Source organism: Gilliamella sp. B3127, assembly GCF_026536935.1.
In the GTDB taxonomy this organism is placed as follows: Bacteria; Pseudomonadota; Gammaproteobacteria; order Enterobacterales; family Orbaceae; genus Gilliamella; species Gilliamella apicola_E.
The window spans coordinates 61,876-78,513 of sequence record NZ_JAFNNI010000007.1 but is presented as its reverse complement, the minus strand read 5'-3'; the positions used below and the strand labels follow the sequence as shown (position 1 = coordinate 78,513).

At 34.6% G+C, this 16,638-nt stretch carries 20 protein-coding genes; 10 read left to right on the top strand and 10 right to left on the bottom strand.

Going from position 1 to position 16,638, the window contains the following annotated elements; all coding sequences use genetic code 11:
- The 5 genes from J3U00_RS10460 to J3U00_RS10440 all read right to left on the bottom strand — a co-directional run bounded on the left by J3U00_RS10460 (nucleotide 1) and on the right by J3U00_RS10440 (nucleotide 3,101).
- Nucleotides 1–495 (bottom strand): PTS system mannose/fructose/N-acetylgalactosamine-transporter subunit IIB, encoded by a 495-nt coding sequence (locus J3U00_RS10460; protein WP_065561991.1) that lies wholly within the window; start codon nucleotides 493–495, stop codon nucleotides 1–3.
- Entirely contained in the window at nucleotides 496–915 is a 420-nt protein-coding gene (locus J3U00_RS10455) for a PTS sugar transporter subunit IIA (RefSeq protein ID WP_065561992.1), read from the bottom strand.
- Nucleotides 916–1,129: 214 nt separating this feature from the next.
- Nucleotides 1,130–1,807, bottom strand: coding sequence for a DNA mismatch repair endonuclease MutH (mutH, locus tag J3U00_RS10450; RefSeq protein ID WP_176701504.1), 678 nt, complete (start codon nucleotides 1,805–1,807; stop codon nucleotides 1,130–1,132).
- Nucleotides 1,808–1,876: 69 nt separating this feature from the next.
- Nucleotides 1,877–2,425 (bottom strand): NADPH-dependent FMN reductase, encoded by a 549-nt coding sequence (locus tag J3U00_RS10445; protein ID WP_267332354.1) that lies wholly within the window; start codon nucleotides 2,423–2,425, stop codon nucleotides 1,877–1,879.
- A 79-nt stretch (nucleotides 2,426–2,504) separates the two neighbouring features.
- A complete protein-coding gene (locus J3U00_RS10440) occupies nucleotides 2,505–3,101 on the bottom strand; it encodes a Dps family protein (protein WP_081299444.1) in 597 nt (198 codons plus the stop codon).
- A gap of 268 nt (nucleotides 3,102–3,369) precedes the next feature.
- Here J3U00_RS10440 and srlA point away from each other — a divergent pair, with 268 nt between their 5' ends.
- The 6 genes from srlA to srlR all read left to right on the top strand — a co-directional run bounded on the left by srlA (nucleotide 3,370) and on the right by srlR (nucleotide 7,516).
- Complete coding sequence (gene srlA / locus J3U00_RS10435) at nucleotides 3,370–3,918, top strand: glucitol/sorbitol-specific PTS transporter subunit IIC (RefSeq protein ID WP_065561995.1); 549 nt, start codon at nucleotides 3,370–3,372, stop codon at nucleotides 3,916–3,918.
- 31 nt (nucleotides 3,919–3,949) lie between these two features.
- Nucleotides 3,950–4,939, top strand: coding sequence for a PTS glucitol/sorbitol transporter subunit IIB (locus tag J3U00_RS10430; protein ID WP_065561996.1), 990 nt, complete (start codon nucleotides 3,950–3,952; stop codon nucleotides 4,937–4,939).
- 95 nt (nucleotides 4,940–5,034) lie between these two features.
- Nucleotides 5,035–5,403 carry a PTS glucitol/sorbitol transporter subunit IIA gene (locus J3U00_RS10425; RefSeq protein WP_267330941.1) on the top strand — a complete coding sequence of 123 codons (369 nt, stop codon included), beginning with the start codon at nucleotides 5,035–5,037 and terminating at the stop codon, nucleotides 5,401–5,403.
- A 10-nt stretch (nucleotides 5,404–5,413) separates the two neighbouring features.
- Complete coding sequence (srlD, locus tag J3U00_RS10420; protein WP_065561998.1) at nucleotides 5,414–6,193, top strand: sorbitol-6-phosphate dehydrogenase; 780 nt, start codon at nucleotides 5,414–5,416, stop codon at nucleotides 6,191–6,193.
- Between the two features lie 74 nt (nucleotides 6,194–6,267).
- A complete protein-coding gene (locus J3U00_RS10415; protein ID WP_267332353.1) occupies nucleotides 6,268–6,636 on the top strand; it encodes a transcriptional regulator GutM in 369 nt (122 codons plus the stop codon).
- A 100-nt stretch (nucleotides 6,637–6,736) separates the two neighbouring features.
- Complete coding sequence (srlR, locus tag J3U00_RS10410) at nucleotides 6,737–7,516, top strand: glucitol operon DNA-binding transcriptional repressor SrlR (protein WP_065562000.1); 780 nt, start codon at nucleotides 6,737–6,739, stop codon at nucleotides 7,514–7,516.
- 177 nt (nucleotides 7,517–7,693) lie between these two features.
- Here the strand turns inward: srlR and serA are convergent, their stop codons facing one another.
- Nucleotides 7,694–8,935 (bottom strand): phosphoglycerate dehydrogenase, encoded by a 1,242-nt coding sequence (gene serA, locus J3U00_RS10405; protein ID WP_065562001.1) that lies wholly within the window; start codon nucleotides 8,933–8,935, stop codon nucleotides 7,694–7,696.
- A 69-nt stretch (nucleotides 8,936–9,004) separates the two neighbouring features.
- Nucleotides 9,005–9,664: a ribose-5-phosphate isomerase RpiA gene (rpiA, locus tag J3U00_RS10400; protein WP_267368948.1), complete on the bottom strand. Its 660-nt coding sequence runs from the start codon at nucleotides 9,662–9,664 to the stop codon at nucleotides 9,005–9,007.
- A gap of 208 nt (nucleotides 9,665–9,872) precedes the next feature.
- Between rpiA and J3U00_RS10395 the strand changes: the two genes are divergently transcribed.
- The 4 genes from J3U00_RS10395 to J3U00_RS10380 all read left to right on the top strand — a co-directional run bounded on the left by J3U00_RS10395 (nucleotide 9,873) and on the right by J3U00_RS10380 (nucleotide 12,963).
- A complete protein-coding gene (locus J3U00_RS10395) occupies nucleotides 9,873–10,778 on the top strand; it encodes a LysR family transcriptional regulator ArgP (RefSeq protein WP_220225573.1) in 906 nt (301 codons plus the stop codon).
- Nucleotides 10,779–10,854: 76 nt separating this feature from the next.
- Nucleotides 10,855–11,925 carry a uroporphyrinogen decarboxylase gene (gene hemE, locus J3U00_RS10390; protein WP_267332351.1) on the top strand — a complete coding sequence of 357 codons (1,071 nt, stop codon included), beginning with the start codon at nucleotides 10,855–10,857 and terminating at the stop codon, nucleotides 11,923–11,925.
- Nucleotides 11,922–12,515: a YjaG family protein gene (locus J3U00_RS10385; RefSeq protein WP_220225575.1), complete on the top strand. Its 594-nt coding sequence runs from the start codon at nucleotides 11,922–11,924 to the stop codon at nucleotides 12,513–12,515. Before hemE ends, J3U00_RS10385 begins: the two co-directional genes overlap by 4 nt.
- A gap of 175 nt (nucleotides 12,516–12,690) precedes the next feature.
- Nucleotides 12,691–12,963 (top strand): HU family DNA-binding protein, encoded by a 273-nt coding sequence (locus J3U00_RS10380; protein ID WP_065562006.1) that lies wholly within the window; start codon nucleotides 12,691–12,693, stop codon nucleotides 12,961–12,963.
- 120 nt (nucleotides 12,964–13,083) lie between these two features.
- Here J3U00_RS10380 and ybaK read toward each other — a convergent pair whose 3' ends face one another.
- From ybaK to glyS, 3 genes are all read right to left on the bottom strand, one after another.
- On the bottom strand, nucleotides 13,084–13,569 hold the full coding sequence (gene ybaK, locus J3U00_RS10375) for a Cys-tRNA(Pro) deacylase (protein ID WP_255561361.1): 486 nt from the start codon (nucleotides 13,567–13,569) through the stop codon (nucleotides 13,084–13,086).
- A 101-nt stretch (nucleotides 13,570–13,670) separates the two neighbouring features.
- Nucleotides 13,671–14,495, bottom strand: a complete 825-nt coding sequence (locus J3U00_RS10370) for a hypothetical protein (RefSeq protein ID WP_267332350.1) — start codon at nucleotides 14,493–14,495, stop codon at nucleotides 13,671–13,673.
- Between the two features lie 60 nt (nucleotides 14,496–14,555).
- Nucleotides 14,556–16,628, bottom strand: a complete 2,073-nt coding sequence (gene glyS / locus J3U00_RS10365) for a glycine--tRNA ligase subunit beta (protein ID WP_416379917.1) — start codon at nucleotides 16,626–16,628, stop codon at nucleotides 14,556–14,558.
- Nucleotides 16,629–16,638: the final 10 nt, after the last annotated feature.

The window sequence follows — 16,638 nt, the reverse complement described above, 5'->3', positions numbered from 1 at the left end:
TTAATTAATAGGGAATTCTTGTTCAAGTAGCTTGATAAAATCGACGTTAGGATCGGTAATTACCACTTTTAAGCAAAGATCAACTCCCATCTCATGCATCTTTCTAAATGCCGATACATCGTTTTCATCCACTGACACCGCTTTAGTAATCTGCTTTTTACCTGCTTTGAAAGACATACCACCAATATTGATACTCTTAATTGGTACACCTTGTTCGATTAATCGCAGAATATCGGTTGGATTGGTAAAAAGATAAAACACGGTATCGTTTTCATATTTTGGGTTTTTATAAACCGCTGCCGCTTTTTCAATACTCACAACAGAAACTTTAATTCCAGGAGGTGCAGCTTGTTTAACTAACGTGGCTCGGATTTCGTCATTAGCAACTTCATCACTAACAACAATGATTCTTTCTGCTTTTGCTTCTTTGGTCCAAACTGTTGTGACTTGACCATGTATTAAACGGTCATCAATGCGTACTAAATTTATAATCATTTAAAGTTCCTCTTCTTCAGCGATATTTTTAGCTATTTTTTTGAAAGATTTGATGAAATCGGATTTCATGTCATTAAGTTGTTCAAAAGTTTCTTCAAGGCTAATTGAAGAGTAATCAAGATGTAATAACGCTAAACAAAGTGGTAAAGATAAACCACTGATGACTTCGATGTTTTCTGATTGCATTGCCAACATTGCCGCTGCGTTATAAGGGCTACCTGAAAAAATATCAGTAATAATGATGAATGGTTGCTCAGTTGATTGATTAATAATTTTTAGATATTTGTCTTTTAATGTCTCAATACCATCACCTAACTGAAAAGTGATAGCCCGTACATTTGGATACTCACCAGCTATCATTTCAATGCTATTTTTCATTTCCACGGCAATGTTTCCATGACCCGCTAATATAAAGTTCATCTCACACCTCTTTCACAAATTCTCTTGTTGCTTCACAAATGTTTAAATGAATTTATATGCACAAATGCTCAAAGTAAATCACTAATGTGCAAAAATGTGACGTAGATTTGATTTTCTTGCAAAATAAAAGAAATGGTTTTTTTCTTAACGAAAAAAGGAGTATTTTGTAAGGCTAAAAAAATAAGGGTGATCGAAATTAAATGATCATTTCTTCTTAACTTAAATGATCAATGGAATTCTGTAGGATTTGTGAAGTAAATGACTTTTTAAGATAGAACCCTCTTGGGCGAGTTAAAATAATCTCGCCATTTTCACCAATGGCTTCAGTTAAAGCTTTTCCATTGGCAGCTTTAGGTCTGATCTGTAAATAGGTGCCATAACGCGCGGTGATTTTTTCAACTTGACCAAGAGCTATCATATCCATTAATTCTTGCCAATCTTGCTTAAGTTGTTGCTCTTGTTCTAAAGTTGGTGTCCAAAGTATTGGTTTTCCAACTTTTCTTTCTGCAAGAGGTATACTTCTTTCCCCTTCAATAGGGATCCAAAGTACTTTGCTAAGCTTGTATTTAACATGGCTGGTTTCCCAAATCACACCGTGATTAGCCATTAAAGGAATAACACTAACAAAAGTAGTTTCTAATGGTTTACCTTCTTTATTGACTGGAATTGTTTTTAGTTCAATGCCTAAATTAGAAAAGTCTTGTTCTGCTTTACTGCCGGCATTCGCACCAAGATAAGTTTCAATCAGATTGCCTACCCATCCTTTTTGTTTATTAAGATTAGCAGGGATAGGAATATTGACATATTGAGCTATCTCAGCAAAGCTATAGCCAGCGGCCATTTCTGCTCGATTCAATAACTCTTGTTCATTAGAAGGATAAAAGTTTAGCATCTGTTTCGAATAAATTTAATAATATCCACAATCAATTATATTGGTTGTGGATATTAAAATAAATCATTATTAACTTAGCTGTTCAACCCATTTAGCATAACTTTCAATGATTGATGAAAGAAAAGACTTGGTTTTTTCGTTAATATTGCCACTTTTATCAAAAGCTGTACCAATATTACCGATATAAGCTTCCGGTTGTTGTAGGGTAGGCATATCAAGAAAAACTAAAGATTGTCGTAAATGATGATTAGCACCAAAGCCACCAATAGCGCCTTGTGATACTGAAACCACAGCGGCTGGCTTTTTAGACCAAACACTTTTACCATAAGGGCGTGATCCAACATCAAGTGCATTTTTTATGACAGCGGGTAATCCGCGATTGTATTCTGGTGTAACAAAAATCACACCATCACAATTGGCAATTTCTTGGCGAAAACGATTATAGGATTGTGGCGGTGTATCAGTATCAATATCTTCGTTGTATAAAGGTAAATCACCGATTTGGATGATATTTAGTGAAAGTGATGATGGCGCAATTTGTTGAAAAACTTTGGCTACTTTTAAGTTATAGGAATCTTTACGTAAACTACCAACAAGTACTGCAATTTTTTTACTCATTTTTGGTTCCTCTTAAATTGAAAATAAGAGACACCATGAATGTCTCTTATTTATGATAATTACAGAACTTCACAGAGCTTTAGTGTCCTGATGAGTCCATTCTACGACCTGTTTCAAATAGGAACCATGCGCGTCTTTCAGTTTGATCAATCCACTCTTCAATTAAACTAGCTGTTGCGGTATCGTTATATTTGTCACAGATATCATGTGCTACGCGCATACGTTCTGTAAGTTTGATGTTATCTTGACAAAGTTCAGCAAGCATATCTGATGGTTCAACAAAATCAGCATTGTTGTCTGAAATACTTTGTAATTTAGAAATATGACCAATTGAACGTAAAGTCGTTCCACCTAATTTACGTACACGTTCAGCAATTGGATCTGTCATTGCAAATAGTTCTTCACCATGGTCATCTAACATTAAATGGTAATCACGGAAATGTGGACCGCTGACATGCCAGTGGAAGTTTTTAGTTTTTAAATATAGAGCAAACACATCTGCTAATACAGAGTTCATTGCGCCAGAAATATCTTTTGAAGCTTTTTGGCCTAAATCAGTTGGAAATAAAATTGCAGATTGCTGTAATCTTTTGGCAGAACTTACATTTTTTAAAACTTTTGGAGCTGTTGATGATTTCGAAGCCGTTGTGCTTTTTTTTGTAGTACTTTTAGCCATGTAATATTCTCCTATAGGTGAATTAAATGATTATTTAACTAACACCAAATTACGCCAACTCTTTATTAAAGTCCAATCAAAATGAGCTATTTTTAACTATTACTGCTATATCAACTATCTATGAATGATTAATTACCCTATTTTTTTCTATTGTTTAAAATATTTCTTTCAAAATAAAAGAAAATGTTTCAAATTGTGATCTAGTTAAAGTTTTTTTTATTTCATAATTGTTAATATTTCTTTGCAATTTAAATCAATAGGAGAAAATATGATTGATACAATTTCATTTGGAGCCGAGTGGTTTATCGGTTTATTCCAAGAAGGCGGTAAAGTGTTAGTCGGGATGGTCACCTCGATTTTACCTTTATTAATTTCATTGTTAGTAGTTATGAATGCGGTCATTAAATTTATTGGACAAGACCGCATTGAACGTTTAGCTCAAGCTTGTGCGGGTAACCCTGTTTCACGTTATTTATTACTTCCTTTAATTGGTACATTTGTATTTTGTAATCCGATGACACTAAGCTTAGGCCGCTTTATGCCAGAGTTTTACAAACCTAGCTATTATGCAGCATCCTCTTATAGCTGCCACTCAATGAATGGTTTATTTCCACATGTAAATCCTGGCGAACTTTTTGTTTATTTAGGGGTTGCTGCTGGATTAACTACATTAAATTTACCATTAGGTCCATTAGCTGTTAGTTATTTCCTTGTCGGTTTAGTTACTAACTTCTTTAGAGGTTGGATTACTGACTTTTGTACAGCCATTTTTGAGAAAAAAATGGGAATTAAACTAGATAGAAAAGTTCATTTATAACAATTATCTATCACGATATAAGGAAAATAAAATGGCTAAATATATTCATATTGAAAAAGGTGAAGCAGGTTGGGGTGGTCCATTAGAGCTTCCAATCGTTGCTGGTAAAAAAATTGTTTACATTGCAGCTGGTACTAGACCAGCAATAGTCGATACTTTAGTTGAACTAACTGGTTGGGAAGCAATTGATGGTTTTAAAGAAGGTGAACCACCAAAAGACGAAATAGGCGTTGCTGTAATTGACTGTGGTGGTACTCTCCGTTGTGGTATTTATCCAAAAAATCGAATACCAACTATCAACATCCACGCAACTGGTAAATCAGGACCACTTGCACAATATATTGTCGAAGACATTTATGTTTCTGCTGTTAAGCCAAACAATATCAAACTAATTGAAAAGGAAGGTGATGTTGTAGGAGAAACAGCTCAAGCAAATACTAAAGCGTCAGAATTTAAAGATTATGACAGTAGTAAAAAAATCACTGAACAAAGTGATGGCTTATTAGCCAAAATTGGTATCGGTATGGGGTCTGGTGTAGCAGTTTTTTTCCAAGCTGGCCGAGATACTATTGATACTGTTCTCAAAACGATTTTACCTTTCATGGCATTTGTTTCAGCCTTAATCGGGATCATTATTGCATCTGGATTAGGTGACTTCATTGCCCATGGATTAGTCCCTTTAGCAGATAATCCACTTGGTTTAGTGATATTAGCATTAATTTGTTCTTTCCCATTACTTTCACCGTTCTTAGGTCCTGGCGCGGTAATCGCGCAAGTTATCGGTACATTAGTTGGCGTACAAATTGGGTTAGGTAATATTCCACCTCATTTAGCACTACCAGCATTGTTTGCCATAAATGCTCAAGCTGCATGTGACTTTATCCCTGTCGGTTTATCACTAGCAGAAGCAAAACAAGATACTGTTCGTGTAGGTGTTCCTTCGGTTCTAGTAAGTCGATTTTTAACTGGTGCACCAACCGTATTAATCGCTTGGGCAGTGTCATTATTTATCTATCAATAGACATATTTAAGTATTTAGGGATGAACATCATCCCTCTTTAGCAAACAGTGAAATTTGAAAATTTCGCTTCAACTAAAAATTAAAGAAGGTTAACGATGTCGAATGTTATCTATCAATCAAAAATTAATCAAATTGGTGAGTTTGCCCCAGATGCATTGGCTGATGGCATGCTAATACTATTTAAAAATGGCGCGCCATCAGACTTAGCTGATTACTGTTTTGTACATAGTCATGATGATTTAAAACAAGATCTACAAGTAGGGCAAGTATTTCAAATTGGCAAATATACTTTTCAAATTACCTCCGTTGGCGATGTTGCTAGCACTAATTTTCGTGAATTAGGGCATATCACATTAAGGTTTGACGGTAGTAGCCAAGCAGAATTACCGGGAACTATCCATGTAAAAGGTGACATTCCAAATCAACTTTTTGTGGGTGATGAAATTAAAATTTTAACTAATTAAGGAACAAAGAATGAAAAAAGTTGCAGTTGTTGTAGGTGGAGGACAAACTTTAGGTGAGTTTTTATGTAAAGGGATTGCTGATGCTGGTTATAATGTAGCTGTTGCTGATTTAAATATTGAAAATGCAAATAAAGTAGCAGATGCTATCAATCAGAAACATGGAGCCGGTACCGCAAAAGGCTTTGGTGTTGATGCAACAAATGAAGAGAGTGTGATTAAACTTGCACAAGATGTTGATAATACATTTAACCGAGCTGATTTAATGGTTTATAGTGCAGGTGTTGCTAAAGCAGCTCCTATTACAAACTTTGCTTTAAGCGATTTTCAATTATCAGTAAATGTTAATCTTACTGGTTACTTTTTGTGTGCTCGCGAGTTTGCTAAATTAATGCTCAAACATAAAACGGCTGGACGAATTATTCAAATAAATTCAAAATCAGGTAAAGTTGGTAGTAAACATAATTCTGGTTATAGTGCTGCTAAATTTGGTGGTGTTGGTTTAACTCAATCATTAGCACTTGATCTTGCAGATTATGGTATTACTGTAAATTCATTAATGTTGGGTAATTTATTAAAATCACCAATGTTCCAATCATTAATTCCTCAATACGCTAAAAAATTAGGTATTCCAGAAAACGAAGTTGAGCAAGTTTATATTGATAAAGTGCCACTTAAACGTGGTTGTGATTATCAAGATGTGCTTAATGTCTTATTATTTTATGCAAGTGATAAGGCTTCATATTGTACTGGACAATCAATTAATATTACTGGTGGTCAAGTAATGTTCTAATTAAAATAAAGTGCGAAAGTGTTTGTTATCACTTTCGCATTTTTATTTAGCCTAAATTATTAATGGAGATAGCCATGAACATGACGACAACTTTAATTATTTTTGCGCTTATGGCTTGGTGTGTCCAAATCGTATTTAGTTGGTTGCAAATTCGCCGATTTAATCAAGCCTTTTTAGCGATGAAAAAAGGGCGATATTTGGGGGTTGGTCGTAGCCAAACTAAATGGTTTAAGCCAAGAGTCTTAATTGCTATCTCATTAGATGAAAACCAAAATGTAATTGATTCAGTAAAAATGAAGGGCATTACAGTATTTGCATTACCTAAGACTATTCCTCAATTACATGGACTTAATGCAAAAGAGATTATACCTGAAACGATTTACCCAAACGATCCTGCTTCGCGAAGTGCATTATCAGTTGCGTTAACCGCGAGCAATAAATAGTATTTAACTTTTATTTTGAAAAGTATTTTCTTTTATATTGAAGTATACTATCTTGCAAAGTAAATGATCTTATTTACTGTGAAAATAATGGAATCTTGGCATGAAAGTTAAACAAAGGCAAACCGCAATTTTAGAATATTTACAAAATCATGGACAGGTTAGTGTAGATGAATTAGTCGCACATTTTCGGACTACTGGAACCACTATAAGGAAAGATCTTACTCAACTTAATGAGAGTGGATTAGTTTTAAGGACTTATGGTGGAGCAATGCTAAATCGAGAAATCGGTGACAGAGCTATTGATCATAAAACCTACATTAATACTGCTGCTAAAAAAGCGATTGCTCAAGAAGCCGCTAAATTGATCCATGAAGGTGATTCAATTATTTTCGATGCAGGCAGTACTGTCGCACAGATGATTCCAATGTTAGCCCAGTTTAATAATTTAACTATTATGACCAATAGTTTACATATGGTTAATGAACTGGTAGCTAATGATAACGATCAAACCATTATTTTAACAGGTGGCACTTTTCGCAGAAAATCAGCTTCCTTCCATAGTAATCATGCATCAGCAATTGCGGCCTTTGAATCTTATACTTTTGATAAATTATTTATGGGTGCTGATGGTGTTGATGTAGTTGGTGGTGTGACAACATTCAACGAAAGCTATCATGGTAGTGTGGCGATGAGTAAAGCTGCTGCAAAATTGATTTTACTCGTTGACTCAACCAAATTTGGTCGACGTAGCCCAAATGTCGTTTGTGATATAGAATCAGTTGATACGATTATTACAGACAACAATTTAGATGATAAATATTACGACGCATTAATTCAAAAAGGTATTAAAGTTATAAAAGTAAAACCTTTAGATAAGTAAAAAATATTAAAATCTAAAAAAAGTTGAGGAACGGGGTTTTTGACGTTAATAATGGTGGTAATTTTATCAAAATTGGTTTGATATTAACGATCTATCTGAAAAACTCGAATAATTTCTAAACCTAATATTATGCGTTCGGACATGGAAATAATTGCCCGAACGCCTTAGCAAAGTGGATTAGAACAATAATCTTGCTCGAATTGTACCAGCGACATTTTTTAGTTTAACTAATAACTCTTCTGCTTTATTTTGTTCTACTCTATCAATATCAATCACAACATAACCAATTTTAGAATCAGTCTGTAAATACTGAGCTGAAATGTTTAGACCTTGTTCTGCAAATAGCGTATTTATTGCAGTCAACACGCCGGGTTGATTGTGATGAATATTAATAAATCGACTAGATCCTTTTGCCGGAATCGGTAATGATGCTTCAGGGAAGTTAACCGCTGAAAGTGTTGCGCCTGTATCAGAATATTTTGCCAACTTGGTTGCAACTTCAATACCGATATTTTCTTGAGCTTCAGTAGTTGAACCGCCGATATGTGGGGTAATAATGACATTATCAAATTTACACAGTGGTGATTCGAATGGATCGCTATTAGTTGCCGGTTCACTAGGGAAAACGTCAATAGCAGCACCACTAAGTTTATTGTTTTCCAACGCTTGAGTTAAGGCTTCAATATCAATCACACTACCGCGAGAGGCATTAATCAATATAGAGCCTGATTTCATCATGTCGATTTCTGATTTGCCAATCATTTTAATTGTGGTTGAGTTTTCTGGAACATGCATACTTACAATATCACTCATGGCAAGTAATTCTTTCATGGATGAAATTTGTTTGGCATTGCCTAATGGTAATTTAGTTTCGATATCATAAAAATAAACATTCATGCCTAATGATTCAGCCAATACGCTTAATTGACTACCGATATGGCCATAACCAATGATACCTAAATTTTTACCACGCGCTTCATGAGAACCTGTGGCTAATTTATTCCATTTCCCCTGGTGAGCTTTGGCATTAGCTTCAGGTACTCGGCGAAGTAATAAAATCGCTTCAGCCAATACTAGCTCTGCAACAGAACGCGTATTAGAAAACGGTGCATTAAAAACAGGAATTCCTTTAACGGTTGCAGCATCAAGTTCAACTTGATTGGTTCCAATACAGAAACAACCAATTCCTGCAAGTTTTGGGGCAGCATCGATTATATCTTTTGTTAAATGTGTTCTTGAGCGAATACCAATAAATCTTGCATCTTTAATTGCCGCTTCAAGTTCGGATTTGGATAGCGCACCTTTATGATATTCAATGTTGTTAAAGCCTGCCGATTTAAGTGTTTCAATCGCGCTAGGGTGGACACCTTCAAGTAATAGAAACTTGTTTTCATCTTTGGTTAACGCTTGAACAACCATTTCTTCCTCTCTATCTTTAATATTTAAAACAATTTGTCATGCAAAGTTATCAATTAAAAAAGTAATTTATTATTTTTTTATTTCTTTCACACCAGAACTCGTGCCTACTAAAGCGATATCAGCGCCTTTATTAGCGAATAATCCTACTGTGACTACACCGGCAATACTATTAATCCTATCTTCTAATTCCATTGGTTTTGCAATTACAAGGTCGTGAACATCTAAAATAACATTGCCATTGTCAGTGACCACTCCTTGACGATAGATAGGTTTGCCGCCAAGTTTGAATAATTCTCGAGCAACATAAGAACGGGCCATCGGAATGACTTCTACTGGAAGTGGAAATTTCCCGAGAACATCGACCACTTTTGACTCATCAACGATACATATAAATTGTTTTGTCAGAGCCGATACTATTTTTTCACGTGTTAATGCGGCTCCTCCGCCTTTAATCATTTGCATATTATGATTAATTTCATCTGCTCCATCGACATAAATATCTAAGCTATCAACGTCATTACAGTCTAAAACTGGAATACCATAGCTTTTTAATTTTTGGGTTGACGCTTCTGAACTAGAGACAGTTCCTTTTATCTGATCTTTTATTGTTGCAAGAGCATCAATAAAGTGAGCCGCAGTAGAACCTGTGCCTACGCCTACTAATGAATCTGGTTTAACAAATTTAAGGGCTGACCAACCTACTGCTTTTTTTAGTTCATCTTGTGTCATGATATCACCGTGCGTAAATATAATTTTGATCAAAAAATTAAAATTTTAAAAGCAAAATTGTTTAAGATATGGCATAGTACCCAATTGGGAAGCAAAAATCATTAGTATTTTAAGAAAATCTATAAGGTTTTAGATCTATTTCAAATTTTTTGCAAAATTAAAATAGCTTGAATGACCAAGCGAAGATCAAATCATTAGTAAAGAGATTATGAAGCGTCCAGATTATAGAGCATTACAAGCATTAGATGCAGTGATAAAAGAACGAGGATTTGAACGAGCAGCTGACAAATTGTGTATTACGCAACCAGCAGTATCGCAACGCATTAAGCAATTAGAAAGCTTTTTTGGTCAGCAACTATTAGTAAGAACGATTCCTCCAAAAGCGACTAAACAAGGTGAACATCTTTTAGGATTATTGCATCAAGTTGAATTATTAGAACAACAATGGTTAGGTGACAATGAGCAAAATACTACGCCATTGTCATTATCAATTGCAATTAATGCTGACTCTTTAGCAACTTGGTTTTTACCCGCTTTAAAACCAGTTTTAGATAAAAATATTTTACGCTTTGATATTCAAGTCAAAGATGAAGAGCATACGTTAGAACTTCTACGCTTAGGTACTGTCGTTGCTGCAATTAGCATTCAACCCAATCCTTTACCGGGATGTTTATCTGATTTATTAGGTGCATTGGATTATATTTTTGTTGCTTCTCCCGAGTTTGCTAAAAAATACTTTCCTAATGGTGTTACTCGTTCATCGCTTTTAAAAGCGCCTGCAGTGGCATTTGACCATTTGGATGATATGCACCAAGCCTTTTTGCAAGAAAATTTTAGTCTTACACCAGGTAGTGTTATTTGCCATATTACTAGTTCATCTGAAGCTTTTGTCCAATTGGCTAAACAAGGTTCTGCATGTTGTATGATACCAATGTTACAAGTTGAACAAGAGTTAAAAAATGGTGAATTGGTTAATTTAACGGAAGGCTTATTTCAAAGACGTATGCTGTATTGGCATCGCTTTGCTCCAGAAAGTAGCGTGATGCAAAATATTTCTGAAACATTGATTTGTTACGCTCAACGTATATTGTCGCAGCCTCAAGATCGGAAATAATTGTCAAATTAGCTATTTTGAGCTAAATGTAGATCTGTACCATTTACCCTATCTCACAATTTATAGAGCTAAAAAGATGAGCCAATTGAAAAACGATCGTTATTTACGTGCATTACAATGTTTACCTGTGGATTACACGCCAATTTGGATGATGCGCCAAGCCGGTCGATACTTACCTGAATATCGGCAGCTTAGGGCTAAAGCTGGTGATTTTATGACGATGTGCCAAACACCAGAACTTGCCTGTGAAGCAACTTTACAACCCATTCGGCGATTTGATCTTGATGCTGCTATTATTTTTTCAGATATTTTAACCATTCCCGATGCAATGGGACTTGGTTTATATTTTGAAACAGGCGAAGGGCCTAAATTTAAAAAAACGATTTCTTGTTTAGATGATATTGCACAATTGCCTATACCAGATCCAGGACAATCTCTCAAATATGTAATGGATGCTATTGGGTTAACGAAAAAAGAGTTAGGTGGCAAAGTTCCATTAATTGGCTTTTCTGGTAGTCCATGGACTTTAGCAACTTATATGGTTGAAGGCGGTAGTAGTAAGACCTTTACTAAAATAAAAAAGATGCTTTATTGTGAACCTAAAGCATTACATTTGCTGCTAGAAAAATTAGCTAACAGTGTAATATTGTATTTAAATGCTCAAATTGAAGCTGGCGCCCAATCGATTATGATATTTGATACTTGGGGCGGGGTGCTTAGCCATGAAAGTTATCGAGCGTTTTCTTTGTATTATATGGAACTTATCTTATCTCAACTAAAAAGGGGTAAGAAAAGCCAGAATATCACTTCTTATGTTCCTGTGACGCTATTTACAAAAGGTGGTGGTTTATGGCTCGATACTATTTCTAAATCAGGGGCTGATGCCATCGGTGTTGATTGGACAGTGGATTTGAATCAGATAGAACAAAAAGGTAAGATTGCCATACAAGGTAATTTAGATCCTTCTATATTGTATGCCAATAAGGAAACGATTGAGTCTAACGTTGAGTCGGTTCTATGTGAATTTGGCTATCATAATGGTCATGTCTTTAATTTAGGACATGGTATTCACCAAGATATTCCCATTGAGCATGTACAATATTTAGTTGAATCAGTACACACACGGTCAAAAAGGTTTCATTCATGATTAAAAATCCTATTCAATTAAGAATAGCAAAATTGCCAGTTTGGAAGCAGCGTTTATTTATGGTTTGTCTATGCGAACGAATGTATCCAAACTTTATTTATTATTGCAATTTACAACAAGATGAACAATCAGCAGTAGGATATAAAAAAATTCTAGATCTTATTTGGGAATCACTATTGGTTGAGAATGTGAAAATTAATTTTGATTTACAACTTGAGAAACTTGAATCGTTAATTCCAGTCATCAAGGAAGATAGCCCATATATGGTTTACCCTGCTATTGATGCTTGTCAGGGTCTTAGTGAAATTCTACACTCTTATATAAGTGGTGAAATAGATGAACACTCAGCCAAAGTTAGCTCTATTTCCGCAACTACTGTAGCTGAATTTGAAATGACAAAAGATAATATTGAACTTTCAGAAGATGAACAAGTAACTTTGCCTAGTGTAATTGATGAATTTGATTTGCAGTGGGAAATTTTTCGCTTATTGAGTGATGAAAATAATGAAATGTTAGACTTGATTAAAGGCTTGAAAATGGACATTCGGTCTGCAGAAACTAGCAATATTGGTGTTTTTTTGAGCAATTAAATCGGTTAAAGCGTGATTTTTTTAATTTTTATTAAATTTTTCTTTAACATTAGGCAAATATAGACTACATTTAACAACAATGTAATCTAAATCAAGTTTACAGAAGCAAAGTTGGGTTTTAACTTTGTTTATTAATGTTAACTTTAACAATAAAATAAATATGTAAGGATATTCCATGAATAAAACAGAACTTGTAGATGCTATTGCTAGCAAAGCTAATATTACTAAAGTTGCAGCAAAAACTGCTTTAGAAGCAACTTTAGCTTCAATCACTGAATCATTAAAATCTGGTGAGCCAGTTCAATTAGTTGGTTTCGGTACATTTAAAGTTAATGCTCGTAAAGCTCGTACTGGTCGTAACCCAAAAACTGGTAAAGAAATCAAAATTGCAGCAAGCAAAGTACCAGCATTTGTTTCTGGTAAAAGCTTAAAAGAAGCAATCAAATAATTTTATTGCTTTCTATTAGAGAATTTTTTAAGGCCATAACTCATCGTTATGGCTTTATTTTTAACTCCAACTTTTTAATCTATTTTTTCTTGAGTTTTTAGAAATGATTTTACTTATTATCTAAACCGTTAATTTAGCAAATTTAGCATTTAATTGATCAGCTAAATCTTGTGGTGATATTTCGATTTCTAATCCTCTTTTACCCCCTGATACCATCATCATTGAATATTGTTTAGCACTATCATCAATGAGTGTTGGTAATAGCTTTTTTTGTCCGAGAGGACTTATCCCACCGACTAAATAACCTGTTGTTTTTTGTGCTAGATTCGGGTCAGCTAATGCTACTTTTTTGCAATCAAGAATTTTAGCGGCTTGTTTAAGATCCAATGTACAATCAACCGGTAATACACAGACTGCTAATGATTTATTGTCCCCATTTATGCATACAATCAGTGTTTTAAATATCTGACCTGAAACAACATTTAGTTCTAATCCAAGTTTATCCGCAGCTTCTTGTCCATAATGGGTTTGTTGTGCGTCATGTTGATATTGATGGATATTAAATTTAATTTTATGCTTTTTGAGCAATCTAATGGCTGGCGTCATAATAGTAAGAATTATTATAAGTGAGAATGATGATCCCTATTAATTGCCATTAATAGGGATTTTTAGGATTAAACTAAACTAAACTATACTACATAAAAAAATTAAGAGATGATTTGTTGATTGTTTTGATTATTATCATCTAGTTTCGGTAATTCAACATTATTAGATACGTTGTATAAGCGATAGAAGAAGCTATATACAAAGAAACTAATAAACATAGATACTATTGAAATAATAGTCGCTACAATAATATTATTACCCAATAAATAATTAATAAGCCCTAGAACGATAGTAATCCCAAAAGAAATTAATACCATTAGTAAAGGTGCTTTCCATTTTGTTACAGCTAATTTATGGCTTCCAGCAAATCTTTGAAAAAATCCTATTGAATCTGGAACTATTAATGAAGCACAAAAGTAATTCACAATGATGCTTAAGATAAGATATATAGCAAAACCTATCAATATAGTTAATAATACAACTAACTTTTGGGGTAATATCATTCCGATAATCCACATAATTAAAGAAAGCAAAATTCCTGCTATAATAAATATAATAAAATAAATAGCGGTAAATCCTGCAAGATTTAGAAAAGCAGGTAATATGCGTTGTGACACTAATTTCGTATCTAATTTGTCACTAGCAGTTAAATTATAAATAATACCAATTGCCACGGCACCAATAAAGATGAAGACAATTGTTAAAAGCAATAATCTTCCAAATAATGCACCAAGAACTTGAGCTGGATTTGAGTAATAGACCATGCTAGCTACAAGAGCAGCTGGATCAAAAATAAGATACGATAATAATGAACTAGCTAATGCAAGCACTACGCTTGCGATTGCGATTAGTGGGAATCTATTGCGAATAAAGTTAACTGTTTTTTCAAAAGTAACTAAAAATGATAAATTGTTTTGTGAGTCCATCGTTTTTCCTTATGGGTGGTAATACTAGTATTACCACGGTCTTTATATTTAATTCAAAAGTTATGATTGTAGTATAGAAATATCGGCAACCTTCAAAAATAAATTTTGTAATTTTTTCAAAAGAGCCAATCGGTTTAGTTTAATTTTTTCGTCATCAACCATTACCATTACTTTCTCAAAAAATGTATCAATAGGTGCTTTAAGTGATGCTAATTCAATTAAGGCATCTTGATATCGACCTTCAGTAAAGTAAGGTGCTAACTTATCTGTCAATATTGCTATTTGCATAGCTAATTCGCTTTCAGCTCCCGTTTCAAGAAGTGAAGCGTTAATATTTTCAGGGATAGCGTTTTCAGATTTAGACAAAATATTTGATACACGTTTATTTGCTTCTGCTAATGAAGAAGCTTCAGGTAACGTTCTAAAATGTGTTACCGCATTAACGCGGGTATCAAAATCTGCAGGCTTGGTTGGATTAATTGCCAAGACAGCCTGAATGGTATCTATCGCAAATCCTTTTTCTTGATACCATGCTCGGAATCGACCTTGCATAAAATTAACAATATCTATAACAACATTGTTGTTGGTTAATTTATTTCCATATAAAGATGTGGCAAAACTTGCTAGCTCAACTAAATCAAGAGGTAAGCTTTTTTCAACAATAATACGTAATACACCAATAGCTGCACGGCGAAGTGCAAATGGATCTTTATCACCTTTAGGATGTTGACCAATACCAAAAATACCGGCTAATGTATCCATTTTTTCGGCAATAGATACCGCACTAGACACAGGAGTACTTGGTAGTTCATCGCCTGAAAAACGAGGTTTATATTGTTCTTCAATAGCGGTAGCGACTTCAATACTTTCACCATCTTTAATCGCTATATATCGACCTATGATGCCTTGTGTTTCAGGAAATTCAAACACCGTGTTAGTAACTAAATCACATTTAGTTAATTTCCCTGCACGTTTGGCTTGTTCAGTGTTAGCACCAATTTTTTCAGCGATGAATCCAGATAAGGCCTCAATACGAAGTGCTTTATCTTTAACTGTACCAAGTTGTTGTTGAAATAAAACCGTCTCAAGGCGAGGAAGGCGATCTTCCAAACGTTGTTTTAAGTCTGTTCTATAGAAAAATTCGGCATCAGCTAAGCGTGGACGAACTACTTTTTCATTACCAGAAATAACAACTTGAGGATCTTTCGATTCAATATTGGCAACGAAAATAAAGTTTGGTAATAGTTTTCCTTGTTTATCATAGACAGGGAAATATTTTTGATCGCCTTTCATCGTATATACCAATGATTCAGCTGGAACTTCTAAAAATCTTTCTTCAAATTTTGCTGTTAATACTACAGGCCATTCAACCAATGATGAAACTTCCTCAAGTAAGCTTTCAGTTAAATCTGCTTTACCATTAAGTTTTTCAGCAGCTTCTTGAGCTTGCTGCTTAATGATTGATTTTCGCTTGTTATAGTCAGCAATAACTTTGCCTCGTTGTTCAAGGATTTCAGGATATTGGTCAGCATTATCAATGGTAAATTCTTGTTCACCCATAAAGCGGTGTCCGCGAATAATACGATCTGATTGAATGTCTAAAATGACGCCCGGTACGAGTTGATCACCATATAGCATAGTTACAGTATGGCTTGGTCTGATAAATTCAACTTGGCGAGCTGCCCAGCGCATAGGTTTAGGAATAGGTAATTTATTTAATGCATTTTTAACCATATCACATAATAAATTAACAACAGGCTGTCCTTTTTGATTATGAGTATAAGATAACCATTCGCCTTTATCTGTTTGAATGCGCTCTGCTTGAGAGATATCGATGCCACACCCTCTAGCCCAGCCTTCTGCTGCTTTTGTTGGTTTACCATTTGCATCAAATGCGGCACTTACCGCAGGACCGCGTTTAACAACTTGGCTATCTGGTTGAGTGTCATTTAAATTCAATACTTTTAAAGCTAAACGGCGCGGCGATGCAAACCAAAGTACCTCACCATGTTCTAAGTTAGCATTATCAAGTTGTTCAATAAAATTAGCTGCAAAGCTTTCAGCCAAAGTGCGGAGTGATTTCGGTGGTAACTCTTCAGTACCGATTTCTACTAGAAATGTTTTTTGCATAATATATCAATTC

Bases quoted from the DNA above. Each gene is read 5' to 3' on its own strand.
- J3U00_RS10460 (WP_065561991.1), bottom strand. From the start codon at position 495: ATGATTATAAATTTAGTACGCATTGATGACCGTTTAATACATGGTCAA.
- J3U00_RS10455 (WP_065561992.1), bottom strand. From the start codon at position 915: ATGAACTTTATATTAGCGGGTCATGGAAACATTGCCGTGGAAATGAAA.
- mutH (WP_176701504.1), bottom strand. From the start codon at position 1,807: ATGCTAAACTTTTATCCTTCTAATGAACAAGAGTTATTGAATCGAGCA.
- J3U00_RS10445 (WP_267332354.1), bottom strand. From the start codon at position 2,425: ATGAGTAAAAAAATTGCAGTACTTGTTGGTAGTTTACGTAAAGATTCC.
- J3U00_RS10440 (WP_081299444.1), bottom strand. From the start codon at position 3,101: ATGGCTAAAAGTACTACAAAAAAAAGCACAACGGCTTCGAAATCATCA.
- srlA (WP_065561995.1), top strand. From the start codon at position 3,370: ATGATTGATACAATTTCATTTGGAGCCGAGTGGTTTATCGGTTTATTC.
- J3U00_RS10430 (WP_065561996.1), top strand. From the start codon at position 3,950: ATGGCTAAATATATTCATATTGAAAAAGGTGAAGCAGGTTGGGGTGGT.
- J3U00_RS10425 (WP_267330941.1), top strand. From the start codon at position 5,035: ATGTCGAATGTTATCTATCAATCAAAAATTAATCAAATTGGTGAGTTT.
- srlD (WP_065561998.1), top strand. From the start codon at position 5,414: ATGAAAAAAGTTGCAGTTGTTGTAGGTGGAGGACAAACTTTAGGTGAG.
- J3U00_RS10415 (WP_267332353.1), top strand. From the start codon at position 6,268: ATGAACATGACGACAACTTTAATTATTTTTGCGCTTATGGCTTGGTGT.
- srlR (WP_065562000.1), top strand. From the start codon at position 6,737: ATGAAAGTTAAACAAAGGCAAACCGCAATTTTAGAATATTTACAAAAT.
- serA (WP_065562001.1), bottom strand. From the start codon at position 8,935: ATGGTTGTTCAAGCGTTAACCAAAGATGAAAACAAGTTTCTATTACTT.
- rpiA (WP_267368948.1), bottom strand. From the start codon at position 9,664: ATGACACAAGATGAACTAAAAAAAGCAGTAGGTTGGTCAGCCCTTAAA.
- J3U00_RS10395 (WP_220225573.1), top strand. From the start codon at position 9,873: ATGAAGCGTCCAGATTATAGAGCATTACAAGCATTAGATGCAGTGATA.
- hemE (WP_267332351.1), top strand. From the start codon at position 10,855: ATGAGCCAATTGAAAAACGATCGTTATTTACGTGCATTACAATGTTTA.
- J3U00_RS10385 (WP_220225575.1), top strand. From the start codon at position 11,922: ATGATTAAAAATCCTATTCAATTAAGAATAGCAAAATTGCCAGTTTGG.
- J3U00_RS10380 (WP_065562006.1), top strand. From the start codon at position 12,691: ATGAATAAAACAGAACTTGTAGATGCTATTGCTAGCAAAGCTAATATT.
- ybaK (WP_255561361.1), bottom strand. From the start codon at position 13,569: ATGACGCCAGCCATTAGATTGCTCAAAAAGCATAAAATTAAATTTAAT.
- J3U00_RS10370 (WP_267332350.1), bottom strand. From the start codon at position 14,495: ATGGACTCACAAAACAATTTATCATTTTTAGTTACTTTTGAAAAAACA.